This window comes from Afifella sp. JA880, from assembly GCF_025379905.1.
GTDB classification, from domain to species: domain Bacteria; phylum Pseudomonadota; class Alphaproteobacteria; order Rhizobiales; family Afifellaceae; genus Afifella; species Afifella aestuarii.
Genome location: NZ_JAOANH010000001.1, coordinates 1,474,919 through 1,492,220, shown reverse-complemented (window position 1 = coordinate 1,492,220; position 17,302 = coordinate 1,474,919). Strand labels below are relative to the sequence as shown.

Genomic DNA, 17,302 nt, shown 5'->3' with positions numbered 1-17,302 from the left:
GAAATGTTACGCCCCCATGACTTGGCCGCACGGCCCTGCTAGAGCTTGCTGGTGACGACACTTCTCCTTCATCACGCCGACTTCCTCGACCATCTGACCGCGCCGGGACATCCGGAGCGGCCGGATCGCCTCAAAGCGCTGCATGCGGCGCTCGATCACGAGGCGTTTTCCTCGCTCCTGCGCGAAGAGGCTCCGCTCGGGGACAAGGATGTCGCCGCTCTCGCGCATCCGCAGGAATATGTCGACCGCGTGCACCGCGCCATTCCCGAGGTGGGGCTTGCCAGCATCGATGCCGACACCGTCGTGTCGCCCGGCTCGTGGAATGCCTGTCTGCGGGGCATCGGCGCCATCTGCCGCGCCGTCGATGCGGTGGTGTCTCGCGAGGTGAACAATGCCTTCGCCGCGATCCGTCCGCCCGGGCACCATGCGGAAAACGACACTGCCATGGGCTTTTGCGTCTTCAACAACGCCGCCGTGATAGCGCGCTACGCGCAGAAACAGCATGGGCTGGAGCGCGTGGCCATCGTCGATTGGGACGTCCACCACGGCAACGGCACGCAGGACATTTTCTGGTCCGACGCCAGCGTGCTTTATGCCTCCACGCACCAGATGCCGCTTTATCCCGGCACGGGCGCCCGCTCCGAAACCGGCGTCGGCAATATCGTCAACGCCCCCCTTGCCGCGGGAGACGGCAGCGACCATTTTCGCGAGGCCTTCAACGAACGCATCCTGCCTTCGGTGAAGAATTTCGCCCCGGACCTGATCATCATCTCGGCCGGTTTCGACGCCCATCACCGCGATCCTCTGGCTGAGCTCAATCTCGAGCACGAGGATTTCGCCTGGGCGACCGGCAAGCTGATGGATCTGGCCGATGACCATGCCGGCGGCCGGCTCGTCTCGGTGCTGGAGGGCGGATACGATCTGCGCGGTCTGGCGGTCTCCGCCGCCGCCCATATCCGCATGTTGATGAGCGCATGAGGCAGCTTGATGAATGACGACAAGAGCGACGCGATCGAAACGATGTCTTTCGAGACCGCGCTTGCCGAACTCGAGAAGATCGTGACGGACCTGGAGCGCGGCGAGGTGCCGCTGGAGCGCTCGGTGGCGCTTTATGAGCGCGGCGAGAAGCTGAAGAAACGGTGCGAGACGTTGTTGTCGCAGGCGGAAGAGCGGGTGGAGAAGATCCGGGCCGGCAGCGACGGCAATGCGGCCGGCACCGTTCCCCTCGATGCCGAGTAATTGCTGACGCCGCCATTGCTTTTTGCCGCGTCCAGGCGTCGCTTGCGGCGTCTTCCGGTTTGCGCCAAACAGCCCGAATGGCTAAGGTCTGAACTCGTTTTTCCTGCATTCGTAGGATGTCATGTCTGACACTACTCCTCACACGCCGCTTCTGGACCAGGTCAAATCTCCGGAAGATCTTCGCCGCCTGAGCGATCGCGATCTGCGGCAGCTCGCCGATGAATTGCGTCTTGAAATGATCGACGCCGTCTCTGTGACCGGCGGCCATCTCGGGGCGGGCCTCGGCGTCGTAGAGCTCACCGTGGCCATCCACCGCGTCTTCAATACGCCGAGCGACAAGCTGATCTGGGACGTGGGGCATCAATGCTACCCGCATAAGATCCTGACGGGGCGGCGCGACCGTATCCGCACTCTTCGCCAGGGCGGCGGTCTCTCCGGTTTCACCAAGCGGGCGGAATCCGCCTACGATCCGTTCGGCGCCGGGCATTCCTCGACCTCGATCTCCGCCGGCCTCGGCATGGCCGTGGCGCGCGATCTTCAGGATGAGGATTTCAATGTCATCTGCGTGATCGGCGACGGGGCGATGTCGGCCGGCATGGCCTACGAGGCGATGAACCAGGCGGGGCATCTCGGCTCCCGGCTCATCGTCATCCTCAACGACAACGACATGTCGATCGCTCCGCCGAGCGGCGCGATGAGCGCTTATCTCGCGCGTCTCGTCTCCGGTCAGGCCTATCTGTCTCTGCGCGACGCCGCCAAGCAGCTTGCGAAGCGGCTTCCGCTTGCCGATTTGCTGCACGAAAAAGGCCGGCGCGCGGAAGAATATGCGCGTGGTTTCTGGACGGGCGGCACGCTCTTCGAAGAGCTCGGCTTCTATTATGTCGGCCCGATCGACGGTCACAATCTGAACCATCTCCTTCCGGTCCTGCGCAACGTGCGCGACGGGCATAAGGGGCCGGTGCTGGTCCATGTCGTGACCCGCAAGGGCAAGGGATACGGCCCGGCGGAGGCATCCGCCGACAAATATCACGGTGTCTCGCGCTTCAACGTCATCACCGGCGAACAGGCCAAAGGGCTCTCCAACGCCCCGTCCTATACGAAGGTCTTTGCGACGAGTCTCGTGCAGGAGGCCAAGGAAGACGACAAGGTCGTGGCGGTGACGGCGGCGATGCCGGCCGGCACGGGTCTTGATATCTTCCAGTCGGAGTTCCCCGAGCGCACCTTCGATGTCGGCATCGCCGAGCAGCATGCCGTGACGTTCGCGGCCGGGCTCGCAGCCGACGGCATGAAGCCTTTTGCGGCGATCTATTCCACCTTCATGCAGCGCGCCTACGATCAGGTCGTCCACGACGTGGCGATCCAGAACCTGCCCGTGCGTCTCGCCATGGACCGCGCCGGCCTCGTCGGCGCAGACGGGCCGACACATGCCGGCGCTTATGACGTCGCCTATATGTCGTGTCTTCCGAACATGGTGGTGATGGCAGCCGGCGATGAGGCCGAGCTCCGCAACATGGTTCGCACCGCCGTCGCCTATGACGAAGGCCCAATGGCCTTCCGTTATCCGCGCGGCGAGGGACGTGGCGTGGAAATGCCGGAGCGCGGCGAGATCCTCGAGATCGGTCGCGGCCGTATCCTCAAGGAAGGCACCAAGGTTGCGATCTTGTCGCTCGGCGGACGGCTGGTGGAGGCTCTCTCGGCGGCCGAAACGCTGGAGCGCAGCGGTCTTTCGACGACGGTGGCCGATGCCCGCTTCGTCAAGCCGCTCGACACCGATCTCGTGCTGCGGCTGCACCGCGAGCATGAGGTCGTGGTGACGATCGAAGAGGGATCGGATGGCGGCTTCGGCAGCCGTGTGCTCTCCTTCCTCGCCAATGCCGGCAAGCTGGAGGAGGGCGCGCGGATCCGCACCATGACGCTCCCCGACCGCTTCATCGACCACGACAAGCCCGAAGTGATGTACGCGGCCTGCGAGCTCGACGCGAAGGCGATCGTGGCGCGTGTTTTCCACGCGCTTGGCCGCGACGTGCCGGAGGCGGCCCGCGCCTGACGAAAAAGGCCCGGCGCAATGGCCGGGCCGCGATTCTATCCAGAATAGGCGAAACAGGCGCGGCAGAGAGATCGCCGCGCTTTTTTTCGTGCGCCTTACTGCTGGGCCTGCTCGTCGTCGATCACCATGCAGCCGACGCGGCTGCCGGCATCGCCGGATGGCTGGCTGGTGTAATCGTCGGCGCCGGCATGGATCATCAGCGCTGAGCCGTCGTCATCCATCAGCGGCGCGTCACCTTCGTTGAAGCGTACGCGGGTGTTGAAGACGTCGATATTGGTCGCCTGTCCGTCGACGACCTCGAAGTTCGGCATATCGCCGGCATGCATGCCGCCTTCGGTCATGATGCCGTGCTTGGCGTCGGTCGGATTGTAATGGCCGCCGGACTTCTTGAAGTCGGGCGCATCCGAACAATCGCCGGTTTCGTGAAAATGCAGGGCATGCACGCCGGGCTTAAGCGCACCCTCGTTGATGACGACCTGCACGAGCACACCGTTGGGAGTATCCGTCAGATGCGCCTCGCCGATCGTCCCGTCCTTGCCGGTAATCGGTCCGGAGAAGGCGCTGTCTTTTGAGACATCCTGTGCCAGCGCGGGGCTTGCCATGAGTGCGCAGGCGGCGATGGCGAGAAGTCGCATATCGGGTCTCCCTTGAGTTGCTGCTTGCCTGTCCAACACGAGCTTCGACATGAAGTTCCGTAAGGCGTCCGTGCGTGCGGAAAAGACCGAAGCTCCTGGCCGATGTGCCGGCTCCTACGCGCTCCCACCCAGGCTGAACTCGGCGCCGGAGACTTGTGCGGCGACGGCCGCTTTGTCGATGACGGACCAGACGTTCCGGATCCGTCCATTCTCGACTTCGTAGAAGACATTCTCGCTGAACTGCACGCGCTTGCCGTTCACCGGCAGGTCAAACAGTGTTCCGGCCGGCGTGCAGTCGAACCAAAGCCGGCTTGCGATCATCGGTGGTTCGCAAACGAGACGCTCGATTTTGAAATGGAGATCAGGGATCGATCTGTGGTCTTCCATGAGCATGGCCTCGTACCCATGCAGACCGAGCGACCTGCCGTTATGGTGGACATCGCGGCTGACGTAGAGGTGAAGATCCTCCCAATCCTGTCGGTTCAGGCAGTCGATATAGGCGCGGTAAAAGGCGGCAATTTCCTGCAGATCCATGCGCATCCCTCGCGAAACTGGCGCTTTCGCATCTATCTTTGCGCGGTCGGCCGGCAACATATGTCGCTTTCGTCCCGCGGTGAGAGGCGCTCTCGACACAACGCTCCACGCATCGTTGCGAGGCTACGACTTCGCGGTTTTGTGCGTCGCGACCATCGCTTGGCCGAGATGAAGGGGACGATGCGATCTCATATTATGATTTGAATATACATTTATGGGTTGCATTTTAGTTTGCTTCCCTACAGCCAGAAATGAGGGTGCAAGAGCCCGATCTCGCTCCAGACGGCGGCTTTGTGTCCGATAGGCAGCCGCTTCGGAATTTGAGAAGATTCCCGTAATGGGCGAGGTTTCGGATGCGGCTCTGGGTTTCACTGCTGATTGCGTGCATTCTGACTGCGCTTGCAGCGCTTTTCATGATATTCGGCGGCCATCCCGACGAACCCTATACGCTGCTCGCTCATGAGCTTGTGCTCGCTGATATCGTTTTGCATTGAACTCCTCTCGTTTGTCGCCACGCTGGGCTTCGCCAAAGCAGGCGCCAGCTGGCCAGCCGTCATGAGGGCGGCCGGATGAGCGCGCGTCTTCGCCTGGATGAAGCGGTCGTCGCGGCCGGACTTTTGCCGAGCCGCGCCCGTGCCCGCGACGCGATCCGCCGGGGGACGGTGACCGTGAACGGCGAGACGGCGCTGAAGCCCGCAACTCCGGTGACGGCCGATGCGGCCCTGGCGATCGGCGATCCCGCTGCCGCCTATGTGTCGCGAGCGGCCATGAAGCTGAAGGCCGGGCTCGATGCTTTCGTCTTCGAGCCCGAAGGCCTGACGGTCCTCGATCTTGGCGCGTCGACCGGCGGCTTCACGCAGGTTCTTCTGGAAAGAGGCGCAAAGCATGTCGTCGCCATCGATGTCGGCCATGGCCAGATGCATGAAAGCCTTGCGGGCGACCCGCGCGTGCAGCTCGTCGAAGGGGTCAACGCCCGCAATCTCTCAGAGGCGCATCTCGATGGACATTCCGTGCAGGCGATAACCGCCGATCTCTCTTTCATCTCGCTCCGGCTCGCTCTGCCGCCGGCGTTGGAACTCGCCGCGCCCGGGAGCTGGGGCGTCTTTCTGGTCAAGCCGCAATTCGAGCTTGGCCGCGAGGCACTCGGGCGCGGGGGCATCGTCCGCGACCGAAAGGCCGCAGAAGGCGCCGCCGAGGCGCTGAAAGACTGGCTCGAGGGACGGCTCGGCTGGCGCGCGGTGGGGCTTTGTCCGGCGCCCTTCACCGGAGGCGACGGCAACCAGGAATTCTGCCTTGGGGCCTGGCGTGAGTGACATCGTCGACATCGACCGCATCGGCCATCGCGGAGATGGCGTCGCGGAGACGCCGGAAGGACCGCTTTTTGTCCCCTACACGCTCGCGGGCGAGCGCGTGCGCGTCGAGCGCCGCGGCCGGCGGGCCGAAGCCGTCGAGATTGTGGAAGCCGCGCCGGGCCGGGTCACGGCGCCCTGTCCGCATTTCGGCCCGCGTCTCGGCGCGCACCAGGGAGGATGCGGCGGCTGTGCGCTGCAGATGCTGCCGATCGAGGAGACGCGCCTCCTGAAGCGTCGCTTCGTCGTCGACGCGCTCGCCAAGAGCGGCCTTGAGACGGAAATCCGCCCGACCTTCGGCGCGCCGTTTGGCGCCAGGCGTCGTGCCGTCTTCTCGGCGACGCTCGCAGGGCGGAAAATCCTCTTCGGCTTTCATGAACGCGGCTCGCGGCGCATCGTCGATCTGACGACATGCCTCGTCGTCCGTCCGACGATCGTCTCCGCCTTGCCGCTTCTGCGTCGCCTGGCGCAGATCCTCGCCCGCCCCAAACGCGAGCTTCGTCTCACCGTTCTGGAGACGCGGTCCGGGCTCGATATCGCAGGCGAGGGGGCCGGCGCCGTGCCGGCCGCCTCGGCGGCGCGCATCGCCGAGCTTCTGGCGGGACAGGGCGTCGCCCGCCTCGTCGTCGACGGCGATATTTTGTTCCAGCTCGAAGAGCCGCAGCTCGAGGTCGGGGGCGTCAACGTTTCACCTCCGCCCGGTGCCTTCCTTCAGGCCTGCCGCGAGAGCGAAGCGGCGATGGGAAGGCTCGTTGCGGAACATTGCGCGGGCGCAAAGCGTGTCGCCGATCTCTTCTCCGGGCTCGGGACGTTTTCCTTCATCGCCGGCCGCACGGCACGGGTGACGGCCGTCGAGGCCGAAGGAGCGGCGCTTGCCGCACTCGCCAATGCCGTGCGCGGAGCCGAGGGGTTGAAGCCGGTGGAGACGCTCGCCCGCGATCTCTTGCGCTTTCCCTTGGCGCCCAACGAGCTGTCCCGTTTCGACGCCGTCATTCTCGATCCGCCCTGGGATGGGGCTCGGGCGCAGGCGGAAAGCCTTGCCGCTTCGAAGGTCGCACGCATTGCCTTCGTGTCCTGCAATCCGGCCAGCCTCGCGCGCGATCTGCGCATTCTGGTGGATGGCGGTTATCGATTAAAATCAGTGACTCCGATCGACCAATTCGTCTATTCAGCGGAGACGGAAGCAGTCGCTCTCCTGGAACGCGAATAGCGCTCGACTTCCGCGCTCGCGCACCCCATTTCTGTCTCAGGAGAGGTTCATGGCGTCTGTGTCGATAGAGGATTGGACAAGCGGAATGCGCTATGCGGCGACGCAGGGTGCGCGCGTCGCCTGGTACACCGGCCATGGCCTCGTGATGCGCCGCATGGTGCGCCGGATTGCAGCGCGCCATCCCGAGGCGACGCCGCGTGTCGAGCCTCCTTCCACGCCCGTTCCTTCGATGGGAAAGCTGTTGCGGGACGTGGCGGCCCTTCTGGCGCGCGATTATGCCAATGCGCGGGCCGGCCTTTACCCTCTGCCGGGCGGTGAAGAGGCGGATTTCCGCCAGCTCGTCGCGACCTCGCGCGCGTTTTTCGCCGATGTGCCGGAGGTCGCGCGCCGCCGCCGCGAGGGCGCTCACCAGGAGATTGGCGCCACCTTCGAAGGTCGCCGGCCGCGCTATTACATGCAGAACTTCCATTTCCAGAGCGGCGGCTGGATGACCGAGGAATCCGCCCGTCTCTACGATATGCAGGTGGAAGTTCTCTTCTCGGGCGCTGCCGGTGCGATGCGCCGTCAGGCGCTCGTGCCGGTCGCCAACGCTCTGAAGGGCCGCGATCAACGCGCCTGTCTGGCCGCCGACATCGCCTGCGGCACCGGCCGGTTCACGGCGGAGCTGCGTGGGGCCTATCCGCGGTTGCCGCTTTTTGCGACCGATCTGTCGGAATCCTACCTGAACGAGACGCGCCGCCATATCGGCCGCGTGGCGACGCTGAGACCGTCCGTCGCGAAGGCCGAAGCGCTGCCGCTCGCCGATGCGAGCCTCGACGTCGCGACGGCCATCTATCTCTTCCACGAACTGCCGCCGAAGGTGCGCCGCCAGGTGGCGGAAGAGATCGCCCGCGTGATGAAGCCGGGCGGCACCTTCGTTCTGGTCGATTCGCTGCAGACGGGCGACGCGCCGGATTATGACGGGATTCTGGAAGTCTTCCCGCAGCTCTTCCACGAGCCCTATTACCAGGGCTATCTCAAGGAAGATCTGGCGCGCATTTTCGCGCCGCACGGGCTCGTCCTCAAGGAAAGCCGCAACGCCTTCTTTTCCAAGGTCATGGAGTTTCGTAAGGAACGGCCCAGCTGATGCGGCGAGTTTCGATCCTGTTCCTGGCGTTTCTCTGTTTCATCGTCGGCGTCGCCTTCATCGCGACACCGATCCCCCTCGGTGCGCCGCTTTTTGCGCTGTCGCTCGTTTTGATCGTGGCCTCGAGCCGCTCGGCCACCCGTCTCGTCACGGGCGTGCGCATCCGGGCACCGCTTTTCGATCGCTGCGTCGGTTTTCTGGAACGGCGGGCAGGACGGCTGGGGCGCACCCTCAGGAAAACGAGCCCGCGGCGCTATCCCCGCAGGCCCGTCGTCTAAGGCTCAAAACGCCGGCCGATACCTCAGCCGTCGAGAATTTCCGTATCTTCGATTTCGATGCCGAAGCCTTTGAGGCCGACATAATGGCGCTCGCGCGTGGCGAGCAGCCGGATCGAGTGCACGCCGAGATCGCGCAGGATCTGTGCGCCGAGGCCGACTTCCCGCCAGGCTTCCTTGCGGCCTTCCGCCGAAGCGTGGGCCTCGCCGCCCTCGATGTCGCGCATGCGCCGTGACTGCCGTGCGACGCCGACGGAACCGTCGCGCAGATAGACGATGACGCCGCGGCCGCGCCTGGCGAAATCCTGCATCACGTCGTCGAGCATCTTTTTGGTGCCGAAGACGTCGTCGAGGACGGATTCCAGATGCAGGCGCACCGGAATTTCCTTCCCGTCGCGGATATCGCCGAAGACGATCGCGAGATGATCCATGGGATCGAGCGGAGTGACGAAGCTGTAGGCCGTGGCAGGTCCGGCAGGCGTGGAGATCTTTTGTTCGGTGACGCGCTCGATGAGCTTCTCGTTGCGCTGCCGCCAGGCGATGAGGTCGGCAACGGAGACGCGCACGAGATTGTGCTTTTCGGCAAAAGCCCGAACTTCCTCGCCGCGCGCCACGGTGCCATCGTCATTGACGAGCTCGGAGAGGACGCCGACGGGCGGCAGGCCTGCGAGCTTGCAGAGATCGACACAGGCTTCGGTGTGGCCGGAGCGGACGAGAACGCCGCCGTCGCGTGCAAGAAGCGGGAACACATGGCCCGGACGGACGAAATCGGCGGCACCGGTATTGGCATTGGCGAGCGCCCGCACGGTCGCCGTGCGCTCTTCGGCCGAAATGCCGGTGGTGAGGCCGTGACGGAAATCGACGGAAACGGTGAAGGCGGTGTTGAGCGGCGCGTCGTTGGCGCTCACCATCGGATCGAGGCGCAGCCGTTCCGCCATGTCGCGCGGCAGCGGCGCGCAGACGATGCCGCTCGTATGGCGGATGATGAAGGCCATCTTCTCCGCCGTGCAATGAACCGCGGCGACGAAGAGATCGCCTTCGTTCTCGCGGTCGTCGTCATCGGTGACGACGACGATTTCGCCGCGTTCGAAGGCGCGTATCGCCTCCGCGACTTTTCCAACCTGTTCGCTCATATCTATATCTGACTGCCGCTTTGGGCTCTTTGCCTGAGATAATGGTCGGCAAGGACGAGCGCCATCATGGCCTCGCCCACCGGCACAGCACGGATGCCGACACAGGGATCGTGCCGGCCTTTGGTGAAGACGTCGACCTCTTCGCCCGTCGCCGTCACGCTCGGCACCGGCGTCAGGATGGAAGAGGTGGGTTTGACGGCGAAGCGCACGACCACCGGCTGTCCGGTGGAAATGCCGCCCAGAACACCGCCGGCATTGTTGGACAGAAAACGCGGCCGCCCGTCATTGCCGGCGCGCATCGGATCGGCGTTTTCCTCGCCGCGAATGCGCGCCGCTTCGAAACCATTGCCGATTTCGACGCCCTTCACCGCGTTGATCGACATCATCGCCGAAGCAAGATCCTGGTCGAGCTTGCCGTAGATCGGGGCGCCGATGCCCGCCGGCACGCCTTCAGCCACGACCTCCACGATCGCCCCGACCGAGGACCCGGACTTGCGGATCTCGTCGAGATGGGCGGCCCATTTTTCGGCCGCTTCCGCATCGGGCGAGAAGAAGGGATTGTTGGCGGTCTCCGCCCAGTCGAAGCGGTCGCGGTCGATCGCGATGCCGCCGAGCTCGACGAGCGCGCCGCGGATCGACACGTTCGGCAGGATTTTTCGGGCGATCGCTCCGGCTGCGACCCGCATCGCCGTTTCGCGGGCCGAGGACCGGCCCCCGCCGCGATAATCGCGCACACCGTATTTGACGTCGTAGGTGTAATCGGCGTGGCCCGGCCGGTAGCGGTCGCGAATTTCGGAATAATCGCGTGAGCGCTGATCGACGTTTTCGATGAGGAGCGAAATCGGCGTGCCGGTGGTGACGGGCCCACCGGTGCGATCGTCCTCGAAGATGCCGGAGAGGATCTTGACCTGATCCGGTTCCTGGCGCTGCGTCGTGAACCGCGATTGTCCCGGCCGCCGGCGGTCGAGCTCGGCCTGGATTTCCGCTTCCGTGATCGGAATTCCCGGCGGGCAGCCATCGACGACGCAGCCGATCGCTTTGCCGTGGCTTTCGCCCCAGGTGGTGATGCGGAAAAGCTGACCGAAGGAATTGTGAGACATCTGCGCTTCTTGGCGCCCCGGCTGGACAGGGCCGTTTCTAGAAGGTTTTGGCGGCCGATAGAAGGGTCTGCGACCTCAGATTACAAGCGCTTTGCCGTCGAAGATGGCGATGATCCGGTCGTGCGGAATGAAGAATTGCGGCACGGATGAAGATGGCATGCCCGAAAGGAGATGGAGCGCCACCCGTGTGATGCCGCCATGCGCCACGATCACGTGGCGGCCCTGGCGCGTCTTGAACCATTCGCCGAAACGCTCGGCGAGCATGGCGTAGCTCTCGCCCTCCGGAGGCACGTAATTCCATTTGTCACGCTTGCGGGCCGCGACGGCTTCTGGATCGGCCTCGCGAAGCTCTTTGAGCGTGCGCGCCTCCCATGCCCCAAAGCAGACTTCCTTTAGAGGATCGTGCGTGACGAAGGGCTGGTCGGGCCTGCCGGCATTTTCCAGAATGATGCGCATCGTTTCCTGCGCGCGTCCGAGCGGCGAGGCGACGAACTGCCAGTCATGCTCGCCGAGAAGCGAGGGCAGCACCCGGCCGTTGCGCCGTGCCTGTTCGCGGCCGACGGCATTGATCGGAACTTCCCGCGCGCCCTGAAAGCGGCCTTCCAGGTTCCAGTCCGTCTGACCGTGGCGAATGAGCAGAAGGACATCTCTCATAGCCGAGCTCGCAGTCGCAATCCGCCCATGGCACCCTCTTTCATGATATCTCGCCTGAACCGGAAAAGGGCGGCCGGTCGGCCCCCTGTTGAGATGCTGGTTTCGCCGGTTTGTTCCACGACTCGTGTCTGTTCCACAAGCCGCCTAAAGTTCTGTTTGTGCAGATGTCGTCCGGAAATCGCTTCCACAACCTTTTGCAATTCGGTGAGAGTGAAGGAATCGGCAATGAGCTCGAAAATGAGCGGCCGGTATTTCAGCTTGCCGCGCAGGCGCCCGATGGCCGTGGCGAGGATGCGACGGTGGTCGAAGCGCATGGGCCGCCCGAGACGCGGCAGATCTTCCCATAAGGCGGCGCTCTGGCGCCCGTCGCGCCCGGCCTCCGGCACCAGCCCAGCCTCATAGAGCAGTTCGTAGCGCTCCAACACACGCTCCTCGTCCCAGGGGAGGCCATCCCAGCCGAAAGCGATTTTCACCCGCTCCTGGCGCGCAAGCGGCCGATCCGGCCGTTCCGCCGCGGGCGCCATCGCGCACCACCGCTTCAGCAAGGGTTCGATCGCGGCATCGAGAATGGCAGGCCGGCCCTGGCGCCAATCCTCCCAGGGAAAATAGGCGTACCAGGGGTGCCACTGGGCTCCGGATTCCCGCAACGCCGTTTCATCGTCTTCGAGGCGGCGGGTGAGCGCGAGATAGCCGATGGTCATCACATGTGGGCCGATATCGCCGCGCCTTGCATGGCGCCCGCGATCGCCGAATGTGTAAAGCTGCTCCACATAGCCGAGCTTGAGGCGCGTCTGCTCCTCCACCCAGGCGCGGAGCCCGATCTCCATGGTGCGATGCTCGATCGGGTCGAAAGGTCCGAAGGGCAGTCCGTCCTCGCCCTCCGTTTCCCCTGGCCGCACGACGAGGATGAGCGGCGTCAGCCGGTCGACCGCCACGATGGCGGCGTTGAGGCCGACTTCGATGCGCGCGCCGCCCTCGGCCCCCGCTTCGGAGGCGGGAGCGAGCGAATGCTCATTCGTCGATGGCAAGGGAGAAGACATTGCCTTCAAACGCGTTGGCGCCGCGGCCGATCGCTTCGATCGCCGCAATCATGCGTCCGTCCCGCTTCAGATAGGCGTCGGCGAGCGCGACGAGACGGCGGTTGGGGGTCGCCTGCGGCGAACGCTGGCGCAGGCGTCTCGCGACGAGATCTTCGCTCACATCCGGACGCAGGGCGCAAAAGGCGATGAAGGCGCCGGCGGTGGAGCGGCTGATACCCGCCCAGCAATGCACGACGAGCGGCGTCGTCCGATCCCAGGCTTCCACAAAATCGAGAAAGCGCCGGATATGTTCCTGGGCCGGCAGGGTCATGCCCTGCATGGCTTCGGAAATGTCGTTGAAGCCGAGAAAGAGGTGGTTGTCCTGCGGCACGCTTTCCGGGCGCGGCACCTCGGTACCGGCATTGATCAAGGTGGCGATGTGGCGGGCGCCACTTTGTTCGACGGTCGCCGCAAGCTTCGACAGCGGGCAGACGTAGATTTCCGGCATTTTTTCAGGCGGTCCTTGCGCGCGGCAGCGTCTCGGTCAGGGCCTCGATCTCGGCAAAACGGGCCAGGAAGCGGCGCTCTGCTTCGGTGGCGGGCCAGGGATCGAGGAGGTTCTCGTCCGGATTGAGAGACGGATCGCCAAAAAAGCGCCGCGCCTCTTTCTCCTGGAACCCAGCAAGGCGCGTCGCCTCCCAATAGGCAGCCGTTTGATCGGCTTTCTTGATCATGCGGTGAAGCTTCGGCTCGACATCGGCGGCAAGAGCGAAGCGCAGATGGATGGCATGCTGCAGACGCCGCTCCACGCCTTTGTAGTCTTCACCAAGCACAGCCTTGAAGGGCGAGATCATGTCGCCGATGACATATTCCGGCGCGTCGTGGAGGAGAGCGAAAAGACGCTCCTCCGCGGTGATGTCCGCTTTCAACTCGGCCAGCAGAGCCTCCACCAGAAGCGAGTGCTGCGCCACCGAATAGGCATGGTCGCCCCGCGTCTGGCCGTTCCAGCGCGCGACGCGCGCAAGCCCATGCGCGATGTCGCCGAGTTCCACGTCGAGCGGCGATGGGTCGAGAAGATCGAGCCGGCGGCCCGACAGCATCCGCTGCCAGGCGCGCGCAGGCGCGTTTGCCCGGTCAGCCATCGTTCGAAGTCCCGCCGGTCTCTGTTCCAGTCCCCGTGGACGGCCAGGAATAGGTCGCCCATTCGGGCAGTTTCGCCGTCACGGTGATGCGGCCGGCCGAGACGGGGAGATCCTGCTCCAGGGCCTCGGCGAGCCGGTCGAGGCGGACAAGGCCAATGCCTCTGCCATTGGCAGACGAGCCGAAGCGACCGATCGCCCGTTCGCCGGCCATGATCTCAGCGCCGGTTTCCGGCAGGGGACTGTCGTCTTCGACCGCCTCGATCGCAATGATGCGCCGCCGGGCCGTGCCGCGATGCTGCATGCGCGAGACGACCTCTTGCCCGACATAGCAGCCCTTCTGGAAGGACACGCCGTGAAGGCTGTCCATCGCCGCATCGTGGGGAAATGTATCGCCGAAGACGAAATCGATGCCGCCTTCGGGGATGCCGCAGGCGATGCGGTGGGCATGATAGGCGGCAAGATCGGCATCGGCGGAGACACTGTCTGGCGCGGCGACGAAGCGGCGTCCAAGCGCGGCCAGCCTTGGATCCGCCGGCGCCTCGGATGCTGCATCGCCGTCATCCCACGCGGCAAAGACGGCGAGGTCGTCTGCGCGAGACAACTCGACCTTGGCGCGTAGACGGTAAAGCGTCATCCGCTTGACGAAATTTTCCGCCTCTTCGGATCGGAGATCGATCGCGAAACCTTCGTCCCGGCGATGGATGAGAAAGTCGAAGAGAATTTTGCCCTGCGGTGACAGGAGCGCGCCATAGGCGATGCCCGCACTCTCCACCTCGTCCATCGAAGAGGTGACGAGATTGTGCAGGAGGTTGTGCGCGTCCGGCCCTCTCACCAGGACCACGGCTCTGTCGGTCAAACGTGCAAGCGGCATGATCAAATCCTCGACACTCAGCTAAGGCGTATGCGGTGCGGGGGCAATCCTGCTTGCGTTCAAAGCTGGCAATTGGCAAGCAGCGAGCATGGCTCAGAACTTCGATCTTCTCGTCCGTGGCGCGATCCTCATCAACCACGACGGCATTGGCCCGCGCGACATCGGCGTGAAGGGCGGTCGCATCGCCGCTCTCGGCGACCTTTCCGGCGCTGACGCCGGCGAAGTCATCGACGCAACCGGTCTGCACATTCTGCCGGGCGTCATCGATACGCAGGTGCATTTCCGCGAACCGGGCGCCGAACACAAGGAGGATCTGGAAACAGGTTCTCGCGCGGCTGTGCTCGGCGGTGTCACCGCCGTCTTCGAAATGCCCAACACCAAGCCTTTGACGACCTCCGCGGAAATGCTGGCCGACAAGCTTGCCCGGGCGCACGGGCGCATGCATTGCGACCACGCCTTCTGGGTCGGCGGCACCCATGCCAATGCGAAGGATGTGGCCGAGTTGGAGCGTCTGCCGGGCGCGGCCGGCATCAAGGTCTTCATGGGCTCCTCGACCGGCGATCTTCTCGTGGCCGACGACGAGGGCGTCGAAGCGATCTTGAGGAACACACGCCGCCGTGCCGCTTTCCACAGCGAAGACGAGATGCGGCTGAAGGCGCGGCTCGACGAGCGGCGCGAGAACGACCCGTCGAGCCATCCCGTCTGGCGCGATGTCGAGGCGGCGCTTTCGTCCACCCGCAGGCTCGTTGCGATCGCCCGGCGCACCGGCGCGGCGATCCATATCCTGCATGTCTCCACGGCCGAGGAGATGGCCTTTCTCGCCGCGCATAAGGATGTCGCCTCGATCGAGGTGACGCCGCACCATCTGACGCTTTCGGCGGAGGAATATGGCCGTCTCGGCACGCTCTTGCAGATGAACCCGCCGGTGCGCGGGGCGGAACATCGCGCGGCGCTGTGGACCGGTGTGGAAAACGGCACCGCCGATATTCTGGGCTCCGACCATGCCCCGCACACCTTGGAGGAGAAGGCCGCCGTCTATCCGGCCTCGCCCTCGGGTATGCCGGGCGTGCAGACACTTCTGCCGGTTATGCTCGACAATGCGGCGAAGGGACGGCTTTCGCTTCTGCGCTTGATGGACATGACGAGTGCCGGTCCGGCGCGGCTCTTCGGCATTCGCGGCAAGGGCCGCGTCGCGGTGGGCTACGACGCCGATTTGACCCTCGTCGATCTGAAGCGGGAGACGACGATCACCAACGCGTCGATGGGCTCGCGGTCCAACTGGACGCCCTATGACGGCAAGACGATCACGGGTGCCCCGGTCGGAACGATCATCCGCGGCAGGCGGGTGATGTGGGAGGGCGAGATCACCACGGCCTCGATCGGCGAGCCGGTGCGGTTCTGGGCTTCGGCCTGAAGCGTCAGACGAAGCGGGATTGTTTCAAGGCGTTCTTAACTCCGTTGCGTGAGCTTTCTCTGCAAATGCAACGGATCTGCTAAGGAGTGGATAACCACCAGCGGGAGCTCTCGCATTGATTCCTGATCAGGAGATGCCGGCAGGCCGTGTGCGCGGCTTCCTGGCGCTTGCCCGCAATGCCCTTGCCGACAGCGACGAGCGCGCCCGCGCGCGCCGCGCCTCTCTGATCGCCCTTGCCCTGCGCGTTGGGAATGCAGTTCTCGCTTATGGAACTCAGGTCGTTCTGGCGCGCCTGATGGGGCAGTTCGAATACGGTATTTTCGCGTTCACCTGGGTCTGGCTTCTCGTCTTCGGATCCATCAGCACGCTCGGCCTTGGCGATTCGCCGGTGCGCTTTGTCCCGGCGCTGCGCGAGACGGGCAGGCACGATGAACTTCGCGGTTTTCTGCGTTTTGCCGCCATCACCTCGATCGTCACTCCGGTAGTCTTGGCTACGATCTTCCTGCTCGGGATCTCTTTTGCCGGGCCGTGGATCGAAAGCGCCTACGTTTATCCGCTTTTATTGATGGCGGTGGCGATGCCCTTCGGCTGCTTTCAGGCCTATATGGAAAATGTTGGCCGCGCCTATTTCTGGACGATGCCGGCCTTGTTTCCGGTCTACATCCTGCGCCATTCGCTCATTCTTGTTTACATGGTCGCAGCCGTGGCGCTCGGGTTTGAGGCCACAGCCGTCACGGCCTTCGGCTGCACCATTCTCGCGATGGTCACGGCGACCATCTGGCAGACCTACCAGATCTTCGGCCGTCTCAGAAAAACCGTGCCGCCCGGACCGCGCGTCTATCGCCTGAAAGAATGGTTGGTCGGCTCCGCACCTTTTGCCGTCCTGGAAGGCATGTTCCATCTCTTCGCCTATATGGCGGTGCTCGTGCTTTCCTTCTTCGTGAGTCCGGCACAGATCGGCATCTATTTCGCGGCGACGCGCATCGTGCAGGTGGTGGCATTCATCCCCTATGCGGCCTCGGTCGGGTCTGCACATCTTTTCTCTGCGAGCCATGCGGCCGGTGATCAGGCGCGGCTGACGACACTGACGCGCGAAGTGAGTCTCGTGAGCTTCGTGGCCTCGGCGGGTGTCACGATCCTGGTTGTCACCACAGGCGTTTGGCTTCTTCAATTATTCGGTGAGGGGTTCCAGGCGGGTTACGACGTCCTCCTCATCCTCGCGGTTGGCATGGTGGCGCGGGCGATCTTCGGGCCGGCCGAAGATATCCTCAACATGACTGGCTTCAGCCACCTCTCGGCAACGACCTATGTGGTGATGGTGGTGATCAACGGCGTGCTCAACGTCGCCCTGATCATTCCTTTCGGGATCACCGGCGCCGCGATCGCGACGACGCTTGCGCTCACCATCCGCTCCATCTGGCTCGCATGGGCCGTGCGCCAGCGGCTCGGCCTCGATACCAGCATCGTCGGCGCCTGGGCGCTCCTTGCCGAGACGGTCGGGCGTTGGCGCAAAGGCAAAGCGGCGACGCCCGCGCAATAGGGCCGGTGAGGCCC

At 64.3% G+C, this 17,302-nt stretch carries 19 protein-coding genes; 9 read left to right on the top strand and 10 right to left on the bottom strand.

Annotated features, from left to right (window positions below; genetic code table 11):
* Positions 1-51 precede the first annotated feature (51 nt).
* From NYQ83_RS07045 to dxs, 3 genes are all read left to right on the top strand, one after another.
* Positions 52-978, top strand: a complete 927-nt coding sequence (locus tag NYQ83_RS07045) for a histone deacetylase family protein (protein ID WP_128292375.1) — start codon at positions 52-54, stop codon at positions 976-978.
* A 9-nt stretch (positions 979-987) separates the two neighbouring features.
* Complete coding sequence (locus NYQ83_RS07040) at positions 988-1,239, top strand: exodeoxyribonuclease VII small subunit (RefSeq protein WP_234629498.1); 252 nt, start codon at positions 988-990, stop codon at positions 1,237-1,239.
* Between the two features lie 121 nt (positions 1,240-1,360).
* Positions 1,361-3,286, top strand: a complete 1,926-nt coding sequence (gene dxs, locus NYQ83_RS07035; protein WP_128292377.1) for a 1-deoxy-D-xylulose-5-phosphate synthase — start codon at positions 1,361-1,363, stop codon at positions 3,284-3,286.
* 95 nt (positions 3,287-3,381) lie between these two features.
* Here the strand turns inward: dxs and NYQ83_RS07030 are convergent, their stop codons facing one another.
* The 3 genes from NYQ83_RS07030 to NYQ83_RS07020 form a co-directional block, all read right to left on the bottom strand.
* Positions 3,382-3,921 (bottom strand): superoxide dismutase family protein, encoded by a 540-nt coding sequence (locus NYQ83_RS07030; RefSeq protein WP_128292378.1) that lies wholly within the window; start codon positions 3,919-3,921, stop codon positions 3,382-3,384.
* A gap of 114 nt (positions 3,922-4,035) precedes the next feature.
* Positions 4,036-4,455 carry an ester cyclase gene (locus NYQ83_RS07025; RefSeq protein WP_261213565.1) on the bottom strand — a complete coding sequence of 140 codons (420 nt, stop codon included), beginning with the start codon at positions 4,453-4,455 and terminating at the stop codon, positions 4,036-4,038.
* A gap of 368 nt (positions 4,456-4,823) precedes the next feature.
* Entirely contained in the window at positions 4,824-4,946 is a 123-nt protein-coding gene (locus NYQ83_RS07020; protein ID WP_261213563.1) for a hypothetical protein, read from the bottom strand.
* A gap of 78 nt (positions 4,947-5,024) precedes the next feature.
* Between NYQ83_RS07020 and NYQ83_RS07015 the strand changes: the two genes are divergently transcribed.
* From NYQ83_RS07015 to NYQ83_RS07000, 4 genes are read left to right on the top strand one after another with little or no spacing between them, the layout of a single operon-like run.
* On the top strand, positions 5,025-5,768 hold the full coding sequence (locus NYQ83_RS07015; protein WP_128292380.1) for a TlyA family RNA methyltransferase: 744 nt from the start codon (positions 5,025-5,027) through the stop codon (positions 5,766-5,768).
* Positions 5,761-7,014, top strand: a complete 1,254-nt coding sequence (locus NYQ83_RS07010) for a class I SAM-dependent RNA methyltransferase (protein ID WP_261213561.1) — start codon at positions 5,761-5,763, stop codon at positions 7,012-7,014. Before NYQ83_RS07015 ends, NYQ83_RS07010 begins: the two co-directional genes overlap by 8 nt.
* Positions 7,015-7,063: 49 nt before the next feature.
* Positions 7,064-8,140, top strand: coding sequence for a class I SAM-dependent methyltransferase (locus tag NYQ83_RS07005; RefSeq protein WP_261213559.1), 1,077 nt, complete (start codon positions 7,064-7,066; stop codon positions 8,138-8,140).
* A complete protein-coding gene (locus tag NYQ83_RS07000; protein ID WP_128292383.1) occupies positions 8,140-8,418 on the top strand; it encodes a hypothetical protein in 279 nt (92 codons plus the stop codon). The genes NYQ83_RS07005 and NYQ83_RS07000 overlap by 1 nt, the downstream gene beginning before the upstream one ends.
* A gap of 23 nt (positions 8,419-8,441) precedes the next feature.
* On the opposite strand, the gene ribB is transcribed toward NYQ83_RS07000, so the two are convergent.
* The 7 genes from ribB to NYQ83_RS06965 all read right to left on the bottom strand — a co-directional run bounded on the left by ribB (position 8,442) and on the right by NYQ83_RS06965 (position 14,334).
* Positions 8,442-9,548 (bottom strand): 3,4-dihydroxy-2-butanone-4-phosphate synthase, encoded by a 1,107-nt coding sequence (ribB, locus tag NYQ83_RS06995; RefSeq protein WP_128292384.1) that lies wholly within the window; start codon positions 9,546-9,548, stop codon positions 8,442-8,444.
* Between the two features lie 2 nt (positions 9,549-9,550).
* Positions 9,551-10,648 (bottom strand): chorismate synthase, encoded by a 1,098-nt coding sequence (aroC, locus tag NYQ83_RS06990; protein ID WP_261213556.1) that lies wholly within the window; start codon positions 10,646-10,648, stop codon positions 9,551-9,553.
* 75 nt (positions 10,649-10,723) lie between these two features.
* Positions 10,724-11,302 carry a histidine phosphatase family protein gene (locus NYQ83_RS06985; protein ID WP_261213554.1) on the bottom strand — a complete coding sequence of 193 codons (579 nt, stop codon included), beginning with the start codon at positions 11,300-11,302 and terminating at the stop codon, positions 10,724-10,726.
* The gene (locus tag NYQ83_RS06980; protein ID WP_261213552.1) at positions 11,299-12,342 is read right to left on the bottom strand and encodes an NUDIX hydrolase; all 1,044 of its coding nucleotides are present in this window, start codon (positions 12,340-12,342) and stop codon (positions 11,299-11,301) included. The genes NYQ83_RS06985 and NYQ83_RS06980 overlap by 4 nt, the downstream gene beginning before the upstream one ends.
* Entirely contained in the window at positions 12,314-12,829 is a 516-nt protein-coding gene (locus tag NYQ83_RS06975) for a tyrosine phosphatase family protein (RefSeq protein WP_234629485.1), read from the bottom strand. Before NYQ83_RS06975 ends, NYQ83_RS06980 begins: the two co-directional genes overlap by 29 nt.
* Positions 12,830-12,833: 4 nt before the next feature.
* Positions 12,834-13,463, bottom strand: a complete 630-nt coding sequence (locus NYQ83_RS06970; RefSeq protein ID WP_128292388.1) for a YfbR-like 5'-deoxynucleotidase — start codon at positions 13,461-13,463, stop codon at positions 12,834-12,836.
* The gene (locus NYQ83_RS06965; protein ID WP_261213547.1) at positions 13,456-14,334 is read right to left on the bottom strand and encodes a YgfZ/GcvT domain-containing protein; all 879 of its coding nucleotides are present in this window, start codon (positions 14,332-14,334) and stop codon (positions 13,456-13,458) included. Before NYQ83_RS06965 ends, NYQ83_RS06970 begins: the two co-directional genes overlap by 8 nt.
* Positions 14,335-14,422: 88 nt before the next feature.
* On the opposite strand from NYQ83_RS06965, the gene NYQ83_RS06960 reads away from it, so the two are divergent.
* Positions 14,423-15,748, top strand: a complete 1,326-nt coding sequence (locus NYQ83_RS06960; RefSeq protein ID WP_261213546.1) for a dihydroorotase — start codon at positions 14,423-14,425, stop codon at positions 15,746-15,748.
* 115 nt (positions 15,749-15,863) lie between these two features.
* Entirely contained in the window at positions 15,864-17,288 is a 1,425-nt protein-coding gene (locus NYQ83_RS06955; RefSeq protein ID WP_128292391.1) for a polysaccharide biosynthesis C-terminal domain-containing protein, read from the top strand.
* Positions 17,289-17,302 lie beyond the last annotated feature (14 nt).

Coding starts and splice junctions, on each gene's coding strand:
- NYQ83_RS07040 (WP_234629498.1), top strand. CDS start 988: ATGAATGACGACAAGAGCGACGCGATCGAAACGATGTCTTTCGAGACC.
- dxs (WP_128292377.1), top strand. CDS start 1,361: ATGTCTGACACTACTCCTCACACGCCGCTTCTGGACCAGGTCAAATCT.
- NYQ83_RS07030 (WP_128292378.1), bottom strand. CDS start 3,921: ATGCGACTTCTCGCCATCGCCGCCTGCGCACTCATGGCAAGCCCCGCG.
- NYQ83_RS07025 (WP_261213565.1), bottom strand. CDS start 4,455: ATGGATCTGCAGGAAATTGCCGCCTTTTACCGCGCCTATATCGACTGC.
- NYQ83_RS07020 (WP_261213563.1), bottom strand. CDS start 4,946: ATGCAAAACGATATCAGCGAGCACAAGCTCATGAGCGAGCAGCGTATA.
- NYQ83_RS07015 (WP_128292380.1), top strand. CDS start 5,025: ATGAGCGCGCGTCTTCGCCTGGATGAAGCGGTCGTCGCGGCCGGACTT.
- NYQ83_RS07005 (WP_261213559.1), top strand. CDS start 7,064: ATGGCGTCTGTGTCGATAGAGGATTGGACAAGCGGAATGCGCTATGCG.
- NYQ83_RS07000 (WP_128292383.1), top strand. CDS start 8,140: ATGCGGCGAGTTTCGATCCTGTTCCTGGCGTTTCTCTGTTTCATCGTC.
- ribB (WP_128292384.1), bottom strand. CDS start 9,548: ATGAGCGAACAGGTTGGAAAAGTCGCGGAGGCGATACGCGCCTTCGAA.
- aroC (WP_261213556.1), bottom strand. CDS start 10,648: ATGTCTCACAATTCCTTCGGTCAGCTTTTCCGCATCACCACCTGGGGC.
- NYQ83_RS06985 (WP_261213554.1), bottom strand. CDS start 11,302: ATGAGAGATGTCCTTCTGCTCATTCGCCACGGTCAGACGGACTGGAAC.
- NYQ83_RS06980 (WP_261213552.1), bottom strand. CDS start 12,342: ATGTCTTCTCCCTTGCCATCGACGAATGAGCATTCGCTCGCTCCCGCC.
- NYQ83_RS06975 (WP_234629485.1), bottom strand. CDS start 12,829: ATGCCGGAAATCTACGTCTGCCCGCTGTCGAAGCTTGCGGCGACCGTC.
- NYQ83_RS06970 (WP_128292388.1), bottom strand. CDS start 13,463: ATGGCTGACCGGGCAAACGCGCCTGCGCGCGCCTGGCAGCGGATGCTG.
- NYQ83_RS06965 (WP_261213547.1), bottom strand. CDS start 14,334: ATGCCGCTTGCACGTTTGACCGACAGAGCCGTGGTCCTGGTGAGAGGG.
- NYQ83_RS06960 (WP_261213546.1), top strand. CDS start 14,423: ATGGCTCAGAACTTCGATCTTCTCGTCCGTGGCGCGATCCTCATCAAC.